Source organism: Tahibacter caeni (assembly GCF_024609805.1).
Taxonomy (GTDB): domain Bacteria; phylum Pseudomonadota; class Gammaproteobacteria; order Xanthomonadales; family Rhodanobacteraceae; genus Tahibacter; species Tahibacter caeni.
Genome location: NZ_JANFVR010000088.1, coordinates 1 through 16,264, shown reverse-complemented (window position 1 = coordinate 16,264; position 16,264 = coordinate 1). Strand labels below are relative to the sequence as shown.

Here is a 16,264-nt window from a genome sequence, read left to right as displayed (position 1 = left end):
CGGTGCGCGCTTCCTTGAACAGCTGGTCGACGGTCAGGGTGTTGAGCTTGTCGAGCGTGGCGGGGTCGGGCGTGACCGGCGCGGCCGCCGCGCCGTCGGCGGCCTGGCCCGCGTCGGCGGCCGGCGCAGCTGCTTCCGGAATCACGGTCTCGGGCTTGCGCAGCACGAAATACCAGACGCTTGCGCCGATGGCGGCGAGGATGACGATCGCGGCAATGATCTTGGGAGCGGCGTTGCCACGGGCGTGGCGAAGGGAACGGAAATCGATTCGAGCAGCCATGGTTACTCTTCGCAACTGAGAGGTTTTCCCCGGAATCCGCGCGCCTTCGACGCTGTTCCCTCTTGCTGCCATGCGGCTTTCGCCGTGCCATCCCCCATGGCCGCGTCGCGCGGATGACTCCGAATGTAGCGCATTTTGCGACGAGTGTCGCAAGCGCCGTGCCAACGCCGTCGCAGTCGGCGCAGCGGTGGATTGCTAGGGCGGAGCCGTGACGGTCCGCGTCAGAATCGGCCGCTGGCGGGCAATCGGCGCGGACGGCGGGGGACTCAGGGCGACTGGAAGCCGTTCGCGAAGATGCGATCGGCGATGCCCGGATCGGGCAGCACGAGCAAGGTCGCCGAGCGCGCCGGCACGGCCGCGAGGCTGAAGCTCGTGCCGCCGAGCGGACCGCTGCCGGCGGCCGCGAGATGCTGGCCGACGCCGAATCGCCAGGCGTTCCAGCTGCCGCTGAGCGGTGCCGACAGATTCACCGTCACGTCCTGCGGCGAGGTCGACTTGTTGAACAGCAGCAGATAGAGCTGCTGGCCGCTGCGGTGAATGGCATAGGCGGCCAGCGCGTTCGCGTCGCTTGCGACGGTGCGCACCGAGTCACCGCCGATGCGGCCGAACGCGCCGTCGTAGTTCAGATACAGCTTGAACGCGTCCTCGGCGTAGCTGCCGGCCGTCGGCGCGACCCAGCGCATCGCCGCATCGACGCCTTCGCGCGCGAAGATCGCGAGTGCCTCGGCCTGGGCCAGCGCGCCGGTCGCGCCCTGGTCCGGGCCCCAGTTGTATTCGCTGATCGCGAGCTTCGTGCCCGGGCAGGCCTGCGCGATCCAGGCTTTGACGCGCGGAATCAGTCCGGGCTTGCTGTAGTGGTTGCTGTCGGTGTCGCCGAGATCGGCGATCCAGGACTCCGACACGTAGTTCGGATCGTAGAGTTCGCGCAGCGAGCGCAGCCGCTTGGCCGCGACGGCGGAGCTCTCCGAATAGCCGAGGTTGCTGCTGTCGAAATCGACGATGCCGTCGCCCTGCGGGTAGTAGTGCAGGTCGAGGTAATCGACGAGGCGCACGCCGTTCTGCGCCTGATACGCGCAGACCTGTTCCAGGTACCACTGCACGAACGGCTTGCCGCCGTGCGCCGCGCGGTCGGGACCGGCGACGCAGTTGCAGTCCTCCGCATCCTTGGCCGAGGTGAACAGATCCGGATAGCCCCAGGTCACCGGACCGAAGGTCAGCGCGCCCGGATCCTGCTGCTTGATGCGGATCGCGAGGTCGCGGCCGCGCGTCCAGACCTCGTCGTAGGTCGGCGCGAGCGGATGCACGTCGCGATGCGTGGAATTCCACAGCATCGGTTCGTTGTCGAGCGCATAGAGACGCACGCCGCCGCCGCCGGCCGTGCCGTAGCGCGACTGCAGATGCGCGATCCAGCCGGCCCAGTAGGCCGGCGTCACGTCGATGGACGTGTCGGAGCGGTCGTTGTTGACGATGTGATAGCGCTGCTGGCCGTTGATCGTGGCGTAGTACTGGCAGTAGCGGTGGCCCTGCGGATCGAGCGCGGTGTTCTGCGCCGGATCGCATTCGCCGTTGCCGGCGTCGGCCGTGCACCAGCCGGCCGAACCCGGCTCGTCGCATTCGTCGCGCAGCTGCGGACCATACTTGGCCTGCGAAAAGCCCCAGCGCTTGTTGTTGCGGTCGTCGATCGGCGCGACGCCGATGCTCGGGATCGAGACCAGCGCTTCGCCGCCGTTGGCCCGCGTCGCGTCGATGAAGGCGTCGGCGGAGTTGCCGGCCGGCGGGGCGCCGCTGCCGCCGGGACTGTCGGGAATGTTCTGCCAGTACCAGTCGCCGGCCGTGCTGTGCACGTCGGCCTGCCAGTTGTAGCGCGTCGTCGAATTGCCGCCCCAGCGGCGCAGCGGATAGCGCGCGGCGGCCAGAGCCGCGTTGCTGCCGTAGCTGATGCCGAAGATCAGCGGGCTGACCGCGCGCCGGTCCTGCGTCAGATCGATGCTGACGGTCTGCGTGCCCGCCGGCGGCGGCGTGGTGCGCGGCGCGAAGCGCACGGTGTCGAGATAGAGCTGCCCCTGGGTTGCGCCGGTGCCGTCCATGATCTGCAGCCGGTTGAAGCTGCCCGAGGTCAGGCCGTGCGCGGCATCGAACGGCACGGTCACGAGGTGCCAGGTCGCCGCGACGATGCCGCCGGCCGCGTGCGCGCCGACGTCGATCTCGCTGAGCGCGGTACTGCCGTCGAGCACGCTGAGGCGCAGGTTCTGTCCGCCGCTGCTGCCGCCGTGGATCCAGAACGTCAGCGACTCGTAGTTCGCCGCGTCGTAGCTGTTGGCCGGATCGGCCAGCAGCAGGCCGCCCCAGCTGCGCGGCACGAAACGGATCGAACGATTGCCGCCCTGCACCGGCGTCGTATTGGCCAGTGAATAGTCCGCGGCCGCGGCCCAGCTCCAGTCCTGGAACGCCGGGTGCAGCGCATCGACATAGAGATCGAGCGTGCTCTGCGCGCCGGCCGGCAGACAGAACAGCGACAGCAGCAGCGACAACGACCAGCGTGCGGACATGCGAACCCCCGGGACGAGGTTCGCAGCTTAGCGCTTCATACTGCGGCGTACGTGGCGCCGGTCACAGGCGCTGTTTGCGCCAATGCTCAGTTCGCCGCAGGCGACTGCACGGCGATCGAAATCCGCGTCGTGCCCTGCAGCAGATCGCCGTCGACGTATTCCTCGACGAGCCAGTCGCCGCTGTGCAGCCCCTTGACCAGCAGCCAGGTGCGCAGCTTGTCTACGAGCTTGCGCCGCTCGGCCACGCTGCCGCTGTGTTCGAGCTGCACGGCGCGCGTTGCGGCGAGCACGCGACCGCGCACGTCGGTGTCGTCGGGCATCACGTCGAAGTGCGCCAGCAGCGCGAGCTCGGCGTCGGCGTCGCCGGCCGAGCTCGGCGGCGCCAGCTGCAGCAGACGGCCTTCGACCGACAGCCGGTTCTGCGCGACGAACTGCTCGAGCTCCTGCCGCGCCGCGTTCCAGTGGCGCAGGTTGGCCGCATCGTCGGCCTCCGTCGCAAGCGCGATCGTAATCACGCGGCGCGGCGGCAGCTCCACGAGCTGCGGTTCGATCCCGGCGATGTCGATAGGCGGGAAGGTGTCTGCCAGCTGCTGCAGATTGAGCAGGCCGCGCTCGAGATCGCCGCCGACGAGGCTGTCCAGGAACACGCCGACGTAGCGGCCGACCGCGTCGCCGGCGAAGTGCTCATCCAGGCGCAGCGGGAAGCGGCTGTCGAGGCTCCACGTCACGTGCGTCTCGTCGCTGCGCCGCTCGAGATCGAAGCGCATGTCTGCAGTGCCGCGATTGCGGAAGTCCACGGTCAGCGAGACCGACTCGTCCGGCTTCACGGCGACGATGGTCTGGCTGCCGGCGCCGACGTCGGCGTTGCTGCTGGACCAGGCCAGTGTCGCGCCGACTCCGCTGTCGGGGCCGCTGTAGACGTAGTCCGCCGCGGGATCCAGCGCGAACCACGGCGACCAGTCGTTGAAGCGGCGCGGGTTCGTCAGCAGCAGATGGATCTGCGACTGCGGCCGCGCGATCGTGATCGACCGCTGCACGTGCGCGCGGTCGGGCAGGACGAAGGCCAGTCCCACCAGCAGCACGGCGAGCACCAGCAGCAGACCGAGCAGACGCAGCAACAGACGCATGAAGAACCCCCCGGGGCGCGATGGTCGGATGCCCGGATGCTAGCCGCAGGCCGGTCCCGTGTCGCCTGCGGCGATGCGGCGCGCCGGCCGCACAAACGAAAAACGCCGCTTGCGCGGCGTCTTCGCTGGTTCCGGTAAGTCCGCCCCCTGCGCTGGGCACCGCAGGGGAGGCAAATCCGAAACGTCTTGCTGGTTGTACTTGTTGTAGCGGTACTGCGTGTAGCGGATTACTTCGCGGCGGCGGCCGGCTTGGCAGCCTTGGTCGCGCGAGCGGCCTTGGCCGGAGCGGCCTTCTTCGAAGCCGCCTTCTTGGCGGGGGCCTTCTTGGCCGTCGCCTTCTTGGCGACCTTCTTCGCCGCTACCTTCTTGGTGGCCGCCTTCTTGGCGACCTTCTTGGCCGGCGCAGCCTTGGCCTTGGCGACCTTCTTGGCCGGGGCCTTCTTGGCGGTGGCTTTCTTAGCCGCCTTCTTAGCGGCAGGTTTCTTCGCGGTTGCTTTCTTCATGGCCATACGTCTTAGCTCCTCGTCAGTTGGCAGTGGTTGCCCAGTAAAAGCGTGCAGAAACGCTTCGCACAGCAGATCGCTGTTGGTCGCATGGCGGAGGTTGGCGACCTGCCGCCGCGTACGTTCATCAGAGAGAAGCCGGAGTACGTGCATCGGGATCGAGACGGTGATCTTGCGTACCGCTTCGGACTTGCTCCCATGTTCGACATACGGGTCGATGTACGTGCTTGCCGTCATATCTCCGTTACGCGCGCGTTTCAACGGCGCGAAAATTATTCCTGTCGTCCAGCAGTGTCAACAAGTTTTCGATGCGAGACAATCACATGCACGAAGATGCCTCATTCTCGTCGACGCAGCGGCTGCGCGAACGAGCGGCGCGACGCCGCCGCGGCCCGCGCCGCCGCGGCCGTCCAGCCATCTAAACGGATAGCGCGCCGCGTCGCTCCCTCGCGCACGCCGGCGCCGGGCCCGCGAAAGAAAACCCCTGCATTCGCGCGGCAATCGGCGAATCCATAGATTACTTTTTATCATTTGCAGCAAACTGCGATATAGCCGGGAACTGACGGCGCCGTCGTCCGGCGACGATGCCGCGACGGCGCCCCGAGCGCCGCGGAGCGCGCGCGACGAAGCGGAGCTCCCGGTGGCCGGACGTTCAGCTCGCGGACTGCCGGCAACCCCGACGCGGACCGATTTGCGCGAAATTGCGCAGCGTCGCGACGCCGCGCGCATGCTTCGCGCAGCGCCGCGGCGAGACTCGACGGCGGCGCTCGCCGCCGTCGCGATGACCGCGAGCCACGCTCGCGCGCGCGGCGCTGCATGCGCGGCGACACTCGGCACCGTCGCCGCACACGTCGCATGCGCGGTGTCTGCGCCGGCCGCGACAGCGATTGCCGATGCGCGCCGCGCAAACGAAAAGGGCGCGCCTTGCGGCGCGCCCTTTTCGATCACGTCGTGCGGATCGGAGGTCAATCGTCTTCGTTGTCGAGCTGTTCCGCGTAAGCGTCCGGATCCAGCAGGTTTTCCATGTCTTCCTGCAGGTTGGTCGGACGCACGACGAGGATCCAGCCGTCGCCGTAGGCGTCTTCGTTGATGGTCTCGGGCTTGTCCGACAGCGCCGAGTTGACCTTGATGACTTCGCCGGCGACCGGCGCGTAGACATCGGAAGCGGCCTTGACCGATTCGACCACGGCGCAGCCGGCGCCGACTTCGAGCGTGTCGCCGACATTCGGCAGCTCGACGTAGACGAGATCGCCGAGCAGGCCCTGGGCGTGGTCGGAAATCCCGACCGTGACGGTGCCGTCGTCTTCGACGCGCGCCCACTCGTGGGATTTCATGAATTTCAGGTCGCCGGGAATTTCGTTCATGGGTCTTGTCCTGTGAGGTAGGCACCGCGGCGCGATTCTACACGCGGGCGGCGGGAAGCAATCAGAGGGAGGAGTCGGGCCGGATCACACGCCGTCGCAAGGCTTGCCGTCGCGCACGAACGGGAAGCTCACGACGCGGACCGGAATGAGCTTGCCGCGGATGTCGACCTGCACCGCGCCGGGATCGCCGGCCGGCACACGGGCGAACGCGATCGCCTTGCCGAGGGTCGGCGAGAACGTGCCGGAGAGGATTTCGCCATCGCCGTTCGCGGTCACGACACGCTGGCCGTGGCGCAGCACGCCCTTCTCGTCCATGACCAGGCCGATCATCGCGCGCGGCACGCCGGCGGCCTTCTGCCGCTCGAGTGCGGCGCGGCCGGTGAAGTCGCGGCCTTCGTCGAGCGCGACGGTCCAGGCCAGCGCGGCCTCGTACGGCGAAACGGTTTCGTCCATGTCCTGGCCGTAGAGATTCATGCCGGCTTCCAGGCGCAAGGTGTCGCGCGCGCCGAGTCCGGCCGGCGCGACGCCGGCGGCCTGCAGGCGGTTCCAGAGTTCCACGGCCCGTTCCTGCGGCACGATGATTTCGTAGCCGTCCTCGCCGGTATAGCCGGTGCGGCCGATGAACAGGCCGTCGCCTTCGCAAGCGACGAACTTGCCGATCTTGGCCGCCTTCGCGGCGAGCTCCGGCGACAGCAGACCCTGCACCTTGGCGCGCGCGTTGGGTCCCTGCACGGCGATGATCGCGAGCTCCGGGCGCTCGCGGACCTGCACCGCGAACGGCGCGGCCTCGCGGGTGATCCAGGCCAGATCCTTGTCGCGCGTCGCCGCATTGACGACGAGGCGGAACGCGCCGTCGGCACGGCTGTAGATGATGAGGTCGTCGATGACGCCGCCGTCGGCGTTGAGCATGCAGGTGTACAGCGCCTTGCCAGGCGTCTTGAGCCTGTCGACGCTGTTGGCGACGAGCCGACGCAGGAAATCGCGCACGCGCTCGCCTTCGAGATCGACGACGGTCATGTGGGAGACGTCGAACATGCCGGCGTCGCGGCGCACGGCGTGGTGTTCCTCGATCTGCGAACCGTAGCTGATCGGCATGTCCCAGCCGCCGAAGTCGACCATCTTGGCGCCGAGCGCGCGATGGGTGGCATTGAGTACGGTCTGCTTGCTCATGGAAGGGTCCGGCCGGGGGAAGCGCGCATTATCCCGGCCCCACCGGCGCAATCCAAGCGCATTACCGCCGCCGGCGCGGCGCGATCCGACCGGCGCTGCCGGCGCCGGCTACCATGACGGCCCGCCGCCGACGCGAGAAACCCCATGAACGCACCGCAATTCACGCCCGAGGAAGCCGCCCTGCTCGCCCGCCTGCTGTTGCCGCAGGACGGCGGGAACATGTACGCGGCGGCCTACCTCGTGCCGTCGGCGCTGCTCGTCGCGTTCGGCTTCGTGCGCAGCGAACCCGCCGCATTCGCCGCGGCGTTCGCGGTCATCGCGGTGTTCACCGTGTGGGCGCTGCGCTGGCAGGCGCGCAGCGCGCCGCTCCTGCGCAGCATCCTGCAGAAATACGCGGCGGCCGTGGCGCAGACGCCGCAGCACTGATCCGGCAACCGCCGATCCGATCGGCACCGCGGCGTCTTCGATCGTCAGTCCGCCGCGTCGACCGCCTGTACGCGCAGCAAGGTGCCGTCGACGCCGACGACGGCGACCCGGGCGCCGGCCGGCAGGTCCGGACCTTCGACCGACCAGAGCGAATCGCCGACGTGAGCCTTGCCGCGACCGTTCTCGATCGCGGTCGCCAAAACGTAATGCTGGCCGACGAGCTGCTCGGCGCGCCGGTTCAGGGTCGGCGCCGGCGTCGCGCGCAGGCTGTCGCGCGCGAGACGCCAATAGCCGAAGCAGCTCGCGAACGCGAGCGCGGCGAACGCGACGGCCTGACCCAGCAGGCCCAGTCCCGGCACCAGCAGCAACAGGATGCCGACGCCGGCCGCGGCCAGGCCGATCCAGAGCAGGAAGAATCCCGGCAGCACGATTTCCGCGGCGATCAGCACCAGCGCGGCGATCCACCAGAGCGAGATCAGGTCCATGGCGCCGCGCTCAGGCCGTCGGCTTGTTCGGCGGGCGCTTGCCTTCCGCGCCAGCCGCATTCGCCGCGCTCACGCCGGCCGAGCGGGCTATCTCGGCGATGCCGGCCAGCGAACCGAGCACGCCGGTCGCCTCGATCGGCATCATCAGGATCTTCTGGTTCGGCGACGTCGCGACCGCCTTGAACGCCTCGACATACTTGATCGCGACGAAATAGTTCAGCGCGTTGACGTCGCCCTTCGCGATGGCTTCCGACACCATCGTCGTGGCCTTCGCTTCGGCTTCGGCCAGACGCTCGCGCGCTTCGGCCTCGCGGTAGGCCGCCTCGCGGCGGCCTTCGGCTTCGAGGATGGCCGCCTGCTTCTCGCCTTCGGCGCGCAGCACCTCGGACTGGCGCGCGCCTTCGGCCTCGAGCACGGCCGCGCGCTTGTCGCGCTCGGCTTTCATCTGGCGCGCCATCGATTCGACCAGGTCGCGCGGCGGCTGTATGTCCTTGAGCTCGATGCGGTTGACCTTGATGCCCCACGGATGCGTCGCATCGTCGACGACGCGCAGCAGCTTCGCGTTGATCTCGTCGCGCTTGGACAGCGATTCATCGAGATCCATGGAGCCGATCGCCGTACGGATGTTGGTCATGACCAGTGCGATCGTCGCCTGTTCGAGATTGGACACTTCGTAGGCGGCCTTGGCCGCATCCAGTACCTGGAAGAACACGACGCCGTCGACGCGGACCACGGCGTTGTCCTTGGTGATGACGTCCTGGGAAGGAATCTCGAGCACCTGCTCCATCATGTTCATCTTGCGGCCGACGGCCTGGATGCCCGGAATCAAGATGTGGAAACCCGGCGTCAGGGTACGCGTGTACTTGCCGAACTGCTCCACGGTCCATTCGTACCCCTGGGGCACGGTACGCATGGTCTTGGACAGCGCGATCACCGCGACCACCGCCAGAACGACAGCAAGCCAGGTACCCGTCATGACGTGTTTTCCCCTGTTTCTGCGTTTATAGGCCGGCAAGTATAGGTCAAGCACCGCACCGCGCCCGGCATACCGTCGCCATAACTCGGTGTTAACATCCGCCGCGTATGCCGTCGCTGGGAGTCTGACGGGGCGACTGCTGCGCACCATTTCTTTTTGGGGAGACCACATCGATGAAGCGTGTACTTTGCATTGCCGTCTCGGCCGCCCTGCTGGGTTGCGCGGGCAGCGCGTTCGCGATCACCGACTCGGAGACCAACGCGAGCATCCCGTTCAGCTTTTCGAGCCCGGGCGCACGCAGCCTCGGCATGGCCGGCGCGTTCCTCGGCCTGGCCGACGACGCGACCGCCGCCTACACCAATCCGGCCGGCCTGACCCAGCTCGTGCAGACCGAGATATCGCTGGAAGCGCGCCACACGTCCTACAGCACGCCCTACATCGACGGCGGCACCGCAACGATCAGCCCGTTCAGCGCCGGCGGCCTGAACATCAGCGACGCCGACAGCTCGAATACCAACCTGTCCTATCTGTCCGTCGTGATTCCGCACGACCGCTGGTCGTTCGCGTTCTACCGCCACGAGCTCGCGCGCTTCGACACCGATTTCGCGACCCTGAACGGCGCCGACGTCGGCGAGTTCCGCCTGTTCCCGTTCCGCTCGATCGCCGACCTGAAGATCGTGAGCATCGGCGCGTCGGCCGCGTTCAAGGCCAACGACAACGTCTCGCTCGGCATCGGCCTGACGCGCTACGACTTCCGCTTCGATACGGCGACCGTGCGCGTCGACGACATCAATCCGCAGAACATCTCGATCGCCTCGCGCCAGTTCCAGAACGGCGACGACAATGCGTTCGGCTTCAACGTCGGCGCGCGCTTCAAGCTCAGCGACCAGTGGAGCCTCGGCGCGACCTACCGCAAGGCGCCGCGCTTCGACTACAAGGCGATCAACGTGCTGTACAACGACGTCGACGGCAATCCGCTGCCGGCGCCGGAACTTTTCACCTCGCTGAACAAGGTGCGCTTCGACATTCCGGACATCTTCGGCGTCGGCCTGTCCTGGCGTCCGACCGACACGTTCGTCGTGAACTTCGATCTCGACCGCGTGATGTATTCGCAGCTGACCGACGACGTCAACACGCTGTTCGACATCCAGAACGCGGCGAACCAGCTGCGTCTGGAGGATGGCACCGAAGCGCATCTCGGCGCGGAATACACGTTCGCGAACATGTCCGCACCGTTCAGCCTGCGCGCCGGCTTCTGGCACGATCCGCGCCACTCGGTCGCGTTCAAGGGCACGCCGGCGGACGCGACCCAGGCCGTGCTCGCGACCCTGTTCGCCGGCGGCCGCGGCGCCGAGAACCATGCCACCGTCGGCGGCGGCTGGGCGTTCAAGAGCTTCCAGCTCGATTTCGGCGCGGACCTGTCCGACGGCCTCGATACGTATTCGGTCTCCGGCGTCTATCGCTTCTGAATCCACCGTTCATCGGTGACGAAAACGGCGCCTGACGGCGCCGTTTTCGTTTTGCGGGAAGCGGAAGGCCTGCGACCGATCCTTCCGCTGCCGTATCAGTTCACGCAGGAACGGCCGGCGAGTTCGGTCAGGCGCACCAGATTGGCGCTGCCGGCGGCGTAGCCGCTGAGCGCCGGCTGATAGCTCACGCTCACCGTGTTGTTCGAGGTGAAGCGCAGGGTCGCGCTGCCCCAGCGCGTCTGCGTGATCGCATCGGCCACGAAATTGAACGGGAACTGCGCGCCGCTGCCGCCGCCCTGATACAGGTCGACACGGATGTCGTTGCCGACGGCACGCCCGACGCCGCTGAGCCACAGCGGGCTGCCGTCCGGCCGGTACGTATACCAGTAGGTCACGAGCGCGCGGTCCCCGTCGCCCTGTTCGATGACTTCGAGATTGAAGCCGTAGCCCGAGCGCGCCGGTTCGAACCAGACGCCGCTGTAGCAGGCCTTGATCGTCGTGCCCGGCACGTCGGACTGGACCAGCGCCGGCGCCGTCAGGCGGCGCAACGTCAACGTGCCTACCGAGAAGCCGAAACCGCTCGGCGTCCAGGTCACCGACGCCGTGTCGTTGTTCGCGAACGTCATGCGCAGACGGCCCCAGTTGCTGTTCGTCACGCCGCCGGAACCGACCGGAAACGCGGTCGAGCGCGTGCTGTAGACGGGGACGTCGAGCACGTTGTCGGTGGCCGTGCCGACGCCCTGCAGGAACAGCGGCTGGCCGTCGACGTAGAGATACCAGGTCAGGTAGTAGCGGCCGTCGGGCAGCGCCTCGATGAGAAAGCCATGGCCGCTCTGGCCGGTGTTGAACCAGTTGCCGCTGAACGACGGTCCCAGCGCGCGCGGTATGCCGCCCGTGGCGTTCGGCGGATCGTCCTGCGCGTAGATGTCCTGGTTCGTATTCGGGTCGGCCGGATCGAGGTTCGTCGCGCCGGATTCGAACACGATCGCGGTGCCTTCGCAGCTCAGCGACGGATTCGTCGACGGCCCGTTCGGGTCCGGCCCGCCGGCGGACACCGCGCGGCGCGTCGCGCCGGTCTGCGCGTCGACGACGAACACGTCCTTGGTGCCGCCGTTGTCGCCGAAGATCAGGTCGCTCGCGGTCGAACCGAACGCGACGCTCGCACCGGTACAAGCGATCGTCGGGTCGTCGGCGTCGCCGTTCGGCGCGCCGCCGGTGCGGTTGCGCACGCCGAACAGGCCGTTGCCGATGTCCTTCGGCACCGTCCCGTCCAGCGTGACGGCTGCCGCGCCGGGCGTGTAATAGATGTAGACGTTGCTGTTGCCGCCGAGCAGGCCGGCGACGAGGTTGCTCGCGCGCGAGGCGAAGGTCACGCGCTTGCCGTCGTAGGAAATCGACGGTCGCCCCGCATCCGCATTCGCCGCACCGCCGTCGCCGCCCTGGCTCAGGCGCTCGACCTGGCCGGTCTCGAGGTTCTTGCGCACGACCTGCCAGTTCGCGCCGCCGCCGAGGTTGGGCGCGCGCGTGCGGAACACGACGAACTTGCCGTTGCCGGAAATCGCCGCGTCACAGCTCGCGCCGTCGCCCTGCACGCCGGCCGAAGTGGCCGAGACCAGCGAGACCTCGCTCGTCGCCATGTTCATGACGAACACGTCCTTTGCGCCGTTGCCGTCCCCGGACACCCAGTTGCTGGCCGAGGAACAGAACGCCATCAGATTGCCGTCGGCGGACATCGTCGGCCCTTCGGCCGGCCCCGACAGCGGCTGCCCGTTCGGCGCCGTCGTCGTGCAGGTCGGGCGGAACAGGCCATTCGGCGGCGCGCTGCAGAGCTGCCCGGTCTCGCCGGCCTTCGGCACGTCGCCGCCGTTCGTGGCGGCGGGTTCGAAGATGAAGGCCAGCGCACGGCCGTTGGCCGAGATCGTCGGCGACGAGCTGTTGCCGCGCAGCGCGGCGCCGTCGCTGCCGCGCACGCTGACGAGGCGCGCCGTGCCGTCGCGGCGATTCTTCAGCACGATGTCGCTGCCGCCGGCATTGCTGTCGTCGCCGGTCAGCCCGCGCTGGCGCGTCGCGAACAGCACGACGCTGCCGTCGCCGCTGATGACCGGCGTGACCGAGTTGGCCGTCGTCGGCGTGCCGTTGCGCGTCAGAGTCAACGAGCGCGAGCGGCGCAGGGTCGAGACGAGCTCGCTCGTGCGCAACGTGAAACTGGACTGCAGTATCGTGAAGGTCGTGCTCGCCGTGGCCTGTATCGCGTCGCCGGACGGCAGGCTGTTGAGGCGGGCGGTCACCTTGCAGGTCGCGCTTTCGCCGCTGCCGAGACCGTTGGCCAGCGACCAGGTGACCGTCGTGCCGCTCGCGCTCGCGCACGTGCTGCTCACGTAGGCGGCCTCCGCCGGCAGGGTCAAGGTCGTGCGCGGCGCAGTCAGGCGAAAGCCGCCGTTGTTGTTGAGCAGCATCGTGAAGTCGAAGGTGTCGCCGGGACGCACGAGCCCGGCCGTGCTCGCCGACAGGCTCAGCGCGATGCGCTCGGAACTCGGCGCCTCGGTCACGGCGACGTCGATGCTCGAGCTGACCGCAGGACCGCCCGTCGTGAAGCAGGTCAGCTGGAAATGATAGGTGCCCGGCACATTCAGGAACAGCGGCACCGAGTGCGGCGCTGCGCAACTCGAGAAGCTGTTGCAGGCCGGCGGCGTGGTCGAGCCGGAATCGGCAGGCCAGTTGTCGAAGCTGACGCCGGCGGGAAATGCGCTGCCGACGTAGCTGCAGGCCTGGGCGACCGCGGCCCAGGTCAGGTTGATCGAGGAACCGACCTGCACGGTGCCCGGTGCGTCGCCTTCGAGGCGATCGGTGAACGAAGGCGGCGGATTGCCCGCAAGGGCGACGCTACCGAACAGGCTGCCTGCGACGGCCCAGGCCGCCAGGATCAACGCACGCATACTGCCTCCCATGCTCATGCTCCCCGCAGTTCCCCCTGCGCCGCGTCACGCTAGCGCAGTCCTTCAGGCGTCGCAACGCAACGATGCCGCCGTCACGACACGAACAGCGGCCGCAGCGCCGCCGCCTACAGGAAACGTCGTACGGCGCGCGAACGCGACAGGGATCAGCGCGTCTCGCTGTACAGGCGGCGGAAGCTCGGCGAGAACAGCGCCGGGTCCGGCGACAGGCTCGGGCTGGCCGCGCGCACGGCGCGGATGTCGGCGCGCGCGGCGTCGAGGCCGGCCGCGGAGTTGTCGAGCCCGGCCTGGATCTGCCGCGCGGCGGCGCGGATCAGATAGGCCTGCGCGCGGGCGCGCGGCTCGGCGAAGCTGTCGGGATTGAGCCGTATGACGTCCGTGTAGCGTCCGCCGAGATAATTACGGAACGCTTCGAGCAGCGGCGCCGGCACGCGCTGGGCCAGCGGCGTTTCCGCCGGCTTCGGCGGCTTGCTCGGCTCGGGTTTCGGCGGTTCCGTCTTCGGCGGCTCGGGCCTCGGCGGATTCGGCTTCGGCGTGTCGCCGTCGGGCGCGACGGTGCCGCCGCTCTTGGGCGGTTCGGGCTTGGCCGGCTCGGGCTTGCCCTGCTGCGCGAGGCGCGTTTCGCAGCTCGCCGCGTTGCGGTCCTGCTCGGCCTTCAGCGCGGGCACGCTGCCGATGACGCCGACGTTGGCGGCCGAACGCCACTGCGCCATCGCCGTCGCGCAGTCGCCCTGCCGGAACGCGGCGAGGCCGAGGTAGTACTGCGGGACGTAAGGCTCCCAGCGCTGGCCGTACAGGCGCACGCGCGGCGCGGCGGCCGGATTGTCGGCCAGTGCTTCCTGCATGCGCTGCCGGACCGTCGCCCAGTCGCCGTCCTTCACGGCTTCGAGACCGCGGCTGTAGCTGTCCTTGTAGTCGGCCGCAACCGGCGCGGCGGCGCAGAGCGCCGCGAGCAGGATGCCGATTCCCTTACCAGCCCGCACGCGAGAAATAGTCCTCTGCAGAAATGGTCGGGAAGGCCGCATTGGCGACGGCGCGACGCTGCGCCTCGACCTTGGCGATGACGGATACCGGTTTGTTCGCCTGCGGATGACGGAACGTGATGACGTAGTTGCCGGCCGGCAGTTTCAGCGCGAACGGCGTGCTCGCTTCGGCCGGCAGCGCGACGGCCTTGCGGTTGCCGTCGACGACGGATTCGACCTGCGCCCAGGGCTGCGCGTTGAGCACGAGCTCGCCCTGCAGCGCGGCCAGGCGCTCGCGCTCGAGCTGATCGAGCTTGTCGCGCAGCGCGGTCGCGTCGCGCTGCAGCGCAGCCACGGCGGGTTCTCCGGCCAGCAGCTTGTCGTTGCTGCGCAGGAAACCGGCGAACGCGTCGAAATCCGCGAGGCTGGTCGCCGCGCGCTGCGCCGCGGCCGCGGTCTCGGCCAGGCGCTTGCGCAGCGCGAGCGCCTCGGCATCGGCCGGATTCGCGGTCAGCAGCGGCGACAGCGCGGCGGCGGCGATGCTCAGCGAATCCACGCGCACCGGCGTCGCGCCGATCGCGTTCGCGATGCGCTCGCGCACGGCCTTCGCGTCGGCTTCGCGCTGCTCGCCCTGGGCCTGGGCCTCGGTGCGCGCGAGCAGCGTCTTCAGACCCGCATCGTTCGGGAACGCCGCGGTGCCGCTGCGCGCGAGCTCGAGCGCGGCCGCGGTGTCCTTGGCCGCGGCCTTCGCTTCGATGCCTTCGGCGACGCGCCGCGGCAGCTCGGCCAGCAGCTGGCCGGCCTCGGCGTTCTGCGCATCGAGCCTGAGCACGTTGGTCAGCGCCTCGCGCGCGTTGTTGCCGGCCGGCGCGAGATAGCGCTGCTCGGCGATGGCCTGCTTGGCCTGCGACAGCGCACGGCCGATGTCGGCGAGGCGCTGGCCTAGGCGCTGTTCGATCGCGGCCTTGAGCGCGGCCGCGTCGCCGCGCGCCGGATCCGCGCGCAGTGCGAGTTCGGCGCGTTCCAGCGCGCGCTGCGGCGCGTTCGCCGCGGACTGGCGCGCCTCGTTGACGAGCGCCGCGGCGAGCTGGCCGGCGAACGCCGTCACGCGTGCGTCCTGCGGCGCGATCTCGCGCAGCTGGCCGAGGCTGGCCAGCGCGTTCGCGCTGCTCGGCTCGGCCAGACGGCCGGCCTTGAGCTCGGCCTCGCCGCGCTGCAGGGTCGCCGCGATCTGCTTTTCGAGTCCGGCCGCCTGCTGCGCGCGCGTGGCCTCGCCGCTCAGCGCGACGAACGCGGGCTCCTTGCCGAGTTCGGGCCGCAGGCCGATCAGCAGCAGGTTCGCCCGCTCGCTGTTGCCGGCGGCCAGCGCCTCGCGCGCCGGCGCGAGCTGGGCCGCGACGAACGCGTCCATGCGCTGCCTGACCGTCGCGTCGTCGGCGGCGAGGTCGCGCGCCTTCACGAGCAGCGCGTAGCTGCCGTCGGGTCCGAACGGCTTGGACTCCTTGTCGGCCGCGGCGGCGCCGGCGAGCAATTGTTCCAGCTGCTTGCGGCGTTCCTCGCTCGCGACGGCCGCGTCGATGCGCTGCTTGAGCGCGGCGACTTCCGCGTCGTCCTTGCGCACGAACAGGGCCTGGTCGACCTTGTCGCGCGCGAGCGCGTAGTCGTTCTTGGCCAGCGCGGCCTCGGCCTCGGCGCGCAGCGCCTGGGCCATGCGCGCGAGCAGCGCCTGCGCGGCCTCGTTCTCGGGATCCTTCTGCAGCACCTTCTGCACGACCTGATAGGCATTGTCGTCGGGCGGCGAAACCATCTTGCCCTCGCCGGCCAGCGTGTCGGCCTGCTTGAGCCAGAAGCCGACGAGCTCGCGCGTCTCGGCCGACATGCCCGAACCGGCCTGCCAGCGCCAGAAACCCACGCCGAGCAACACAGCGAGCACCCCGCCGCCGGCGGCCAGCCACGGCCACAGCGGCGGGCGCGGGGACGGCCGCCGCGACGGCGGCGG

At 69.1% G+C, this 16,264-nt stretch carries 13 protein-coding genes; 2 read left to right on the top strand and 11 right to left on the bottom strand.

Features of this window, described 5'->3' with window-relative positions:
- The 6 genes from NON22_RS10085 to gcvT all read right to left on the bottom strand — a co-directional run.
- Positions 1–280: hypothetical protein (locus NON22_RS10085; protein ID WP_257386804.1), on the bottom strand; the 280-nt coding region annotated here is incomplete at its 3' end.
- 266 nt (positions 281–546) lie between these two features.
- Positions 547–2,829 carry a glycoside hydrolase family 44 protein gene (locus tag NON22_RS10080; RefSeq protein ID WP_257386803.1) on the bottom strand — a complete coding sequence of 761 codons (2,283 nt, stop codon included), beginning with the start codon at positions 2,827–2,829 and terminating at the stop codon, positions 547–549.
- A gap of 86 nt (positions 2,830–2,915) precedes the next feature.
- Positions 2,916–3,956: an SRPBCC family protein gene (locus NON22_RS10075; protein ID WP_257386802.1), complete on the bottom strand. Its 1,041-nt coding sequence runs from the start codon at positions 3,954–3,956 to the stop codon at positions 2,916–2,918.
- Positions 3,957–4,183: 227 nt separating this feature from the next.
- Positions 4,184–4,696 carry a met regulon transcriptional regulator MetJ gene (metJ, locus tag NON22_RS10070; RefSeq protein ID WP_257386801.1) on the bottom strand — a complete coding sequence of 171 codons (513 nt, stop codon included), beginning with the start codon at positions 4,694–4,696 and terminating at the stop codon, positions 4,184–4,186.
- Positions 4,697–5,424: 728 nt separating this feature from the next.
- Entirely contained in the window at positions 5,425–5,823 is a 399-nt protein-coding gene (gene gcvH, locus NON22_RS10065) for a glycine cleavage system protein GcvH (protein WP_257386800.1), read from the bottom strand.
- An 84-nt stretch (positions 5,824–5,907) separates the two neighbouring features.
- Positions 5,908–6,993: a glycine cleavage system aminomethyltransferase GcvT gene (gcvT, locus tag NON22_RS10060; RefSeq protein WP_257386799.1), complete on the bottom strand. Its 1,086-nt coding sequence runs from the start codon at positions 6,991–6,993 to the stop codon at positions 5,908–5,910.
- A 144-nt stretch (positions 6,994–7,137) separates the two neighbouring features.
- Here gcvT and NON22_RS10055 point away from each other — a divergent pair, with 144 nt between their 5' ends.
- A complete protein-coding gene (locus NON22_RS10055) occupies positions 7,138–7,419 on the top strand; it encodes a hypothetical protein (RefSeq protein WP_257386798.1) in 282 nt (93 codons plus the stop codon).
- A 44-nt stretch (positions 7,420–7,463) separates the two neighbouring features.
- On the opposite strand, the gene NON22_RS10050 is transcribed toward NON22_RS10055, so the two are convergent.
- Complete coding sequence (locus NON22_RS10050) at positions 7,464–7,904, bottom strand: NfeD family protein (protein WP_257386797.1); 441 nt, start codon at positions 7,902–7,904, stop codon at positions 7,464–7,466.
- 10 nt (positions 7,905–7,914) lie between these two features.
- Positions 7,915–8,880, bottom strand: a complete 966-nt coding sequence (locus NON22_RS10045; RefSeq protein ID WP_257386796.1) for an SPFH domain-containing protein — start codon at positions 8,878–8,880, stop codon at positions 7,915–7,917.
- A gap of 173 nt (positions 8,881–9,053) precedes the next feature.
- Here NON22_RS10045 and NON22_RS10040 point away from each other — a divergent pair, with 173 nt between their 5' ends.
- Entirely contained in the window at positions 9,054–10,349 is a 1,296-nt protein-coding gene (locus NON22_RS10040) for an OmpP1/FadL family transporter (RefSeq protein ID WP_257386795.1), read from the top strand.
- 95 nt (positions 10,350–10,444) lie between these two features.
- Here NON22_RS10040 and NON22_RS10035 read toward each other — a convergent pair whose 3' ends face one another.
- The 3 genes from NON22_RS10035 to NON22_RS10025 form a co-directional block, all read right to left on the bottom strand.
- A complete protein-coding gene (locus NON22_RS10035) occupies positions 10,445–13,285 on the bottom strand; it encodes a hypothetical protein (RefSeq protein ID WP_257386794.1) in 2,841 nt (946 codons plus the stop codon).
- A gap of 164 nt (positions 13,286–13,449) precedes the next feature.
- A complete protein-coding gene (locus tag NON22_RS10030; protein WP_257386793.1) occupies positions 13,450–14,286 on the bottom strand; it encodes a hypothetical protein in 837 nt (278 codons plus the stop codon).
- The coding region (locus tag NON22_RS10025) for a coiled-coil domain-containing protein (protein WP_257386792.1) at positions 14,273–16,264 on the bottom strand (1,992 nt) is incomplete at its 5' end. The genes NON22_RS10030 and NON22_RS10025, both read right to left, overlap by 14 nt.

Coding starts and splice junctions, on each gene's coding strand:
- NON22_RS10050 (WP_257386797.1), bottom strand. CDS start 7,904: ATGGACCTGATCTCGCTCTGGTGGATCGCCGCGCTGGTGCTGATCGCC.
- gcvH (WP_257386800.1), bottom strand. CDS start 5,823: ATGAACGAAATTCCCGGCGACCTGAAATTCATGAAATCCCACGAGTGG.
- NON22_RS10075 (WP_257386802.1), bottom strand. CDS start 3,956: ATGCGTCTGTTGCTGCGTCTGCTCGGTCTGCTGCTGGTGCTCGCCGTG.
- gcvT (WP_257386799.1), bottom strand. CDS start 6,993: ATGAGCAAGCAGACCGTACTCAATGCCACCCATCGCGCGCTCGGCGCC.
- metJ (WP_257386801.1), bottom strand. CDS start 4,696: ATGACGGCAAGCACGTACATCGACCCGTATGTCGAACATGGGAGCAAG.
- NON22_RS10040 (WP_257386795.1), top strand. CDS start 9,054: ATGAAGCGTGTACTTTGCATTGCCGTCTCGGCCGCCCTGCTGGGTTGC.
- NON22_RS10035 (WP_257386794.1), bottom strand. CDS start 13,285: ATGCGTGCGTTGATCCTGGCGGCCTGGGCCGTCGCAGGCAGCCTGTTC.
- NON22_RS10055 (WP_257386798.1), top strand. CDS start 7,138: ATGAACGCACCGCAATTCACGCCCGAGGAAGCCGCCCTGCTCGCCCGC.
- NON22_RS10045 (WP_257386796.1), bottom strand. CDS start 8,880: ATGACGGGTACCTGGCTTGCTGTCGTTCTGGCGGTGGTCGCGGTGATC.
- NON22_RS10080 (WP_257386803.1), bottom strand. CDS start 2,829: ATGTCCGCACGCTGGTCGTTGTCGCTGCTGCTGTCGCTGTTCTGTCTG.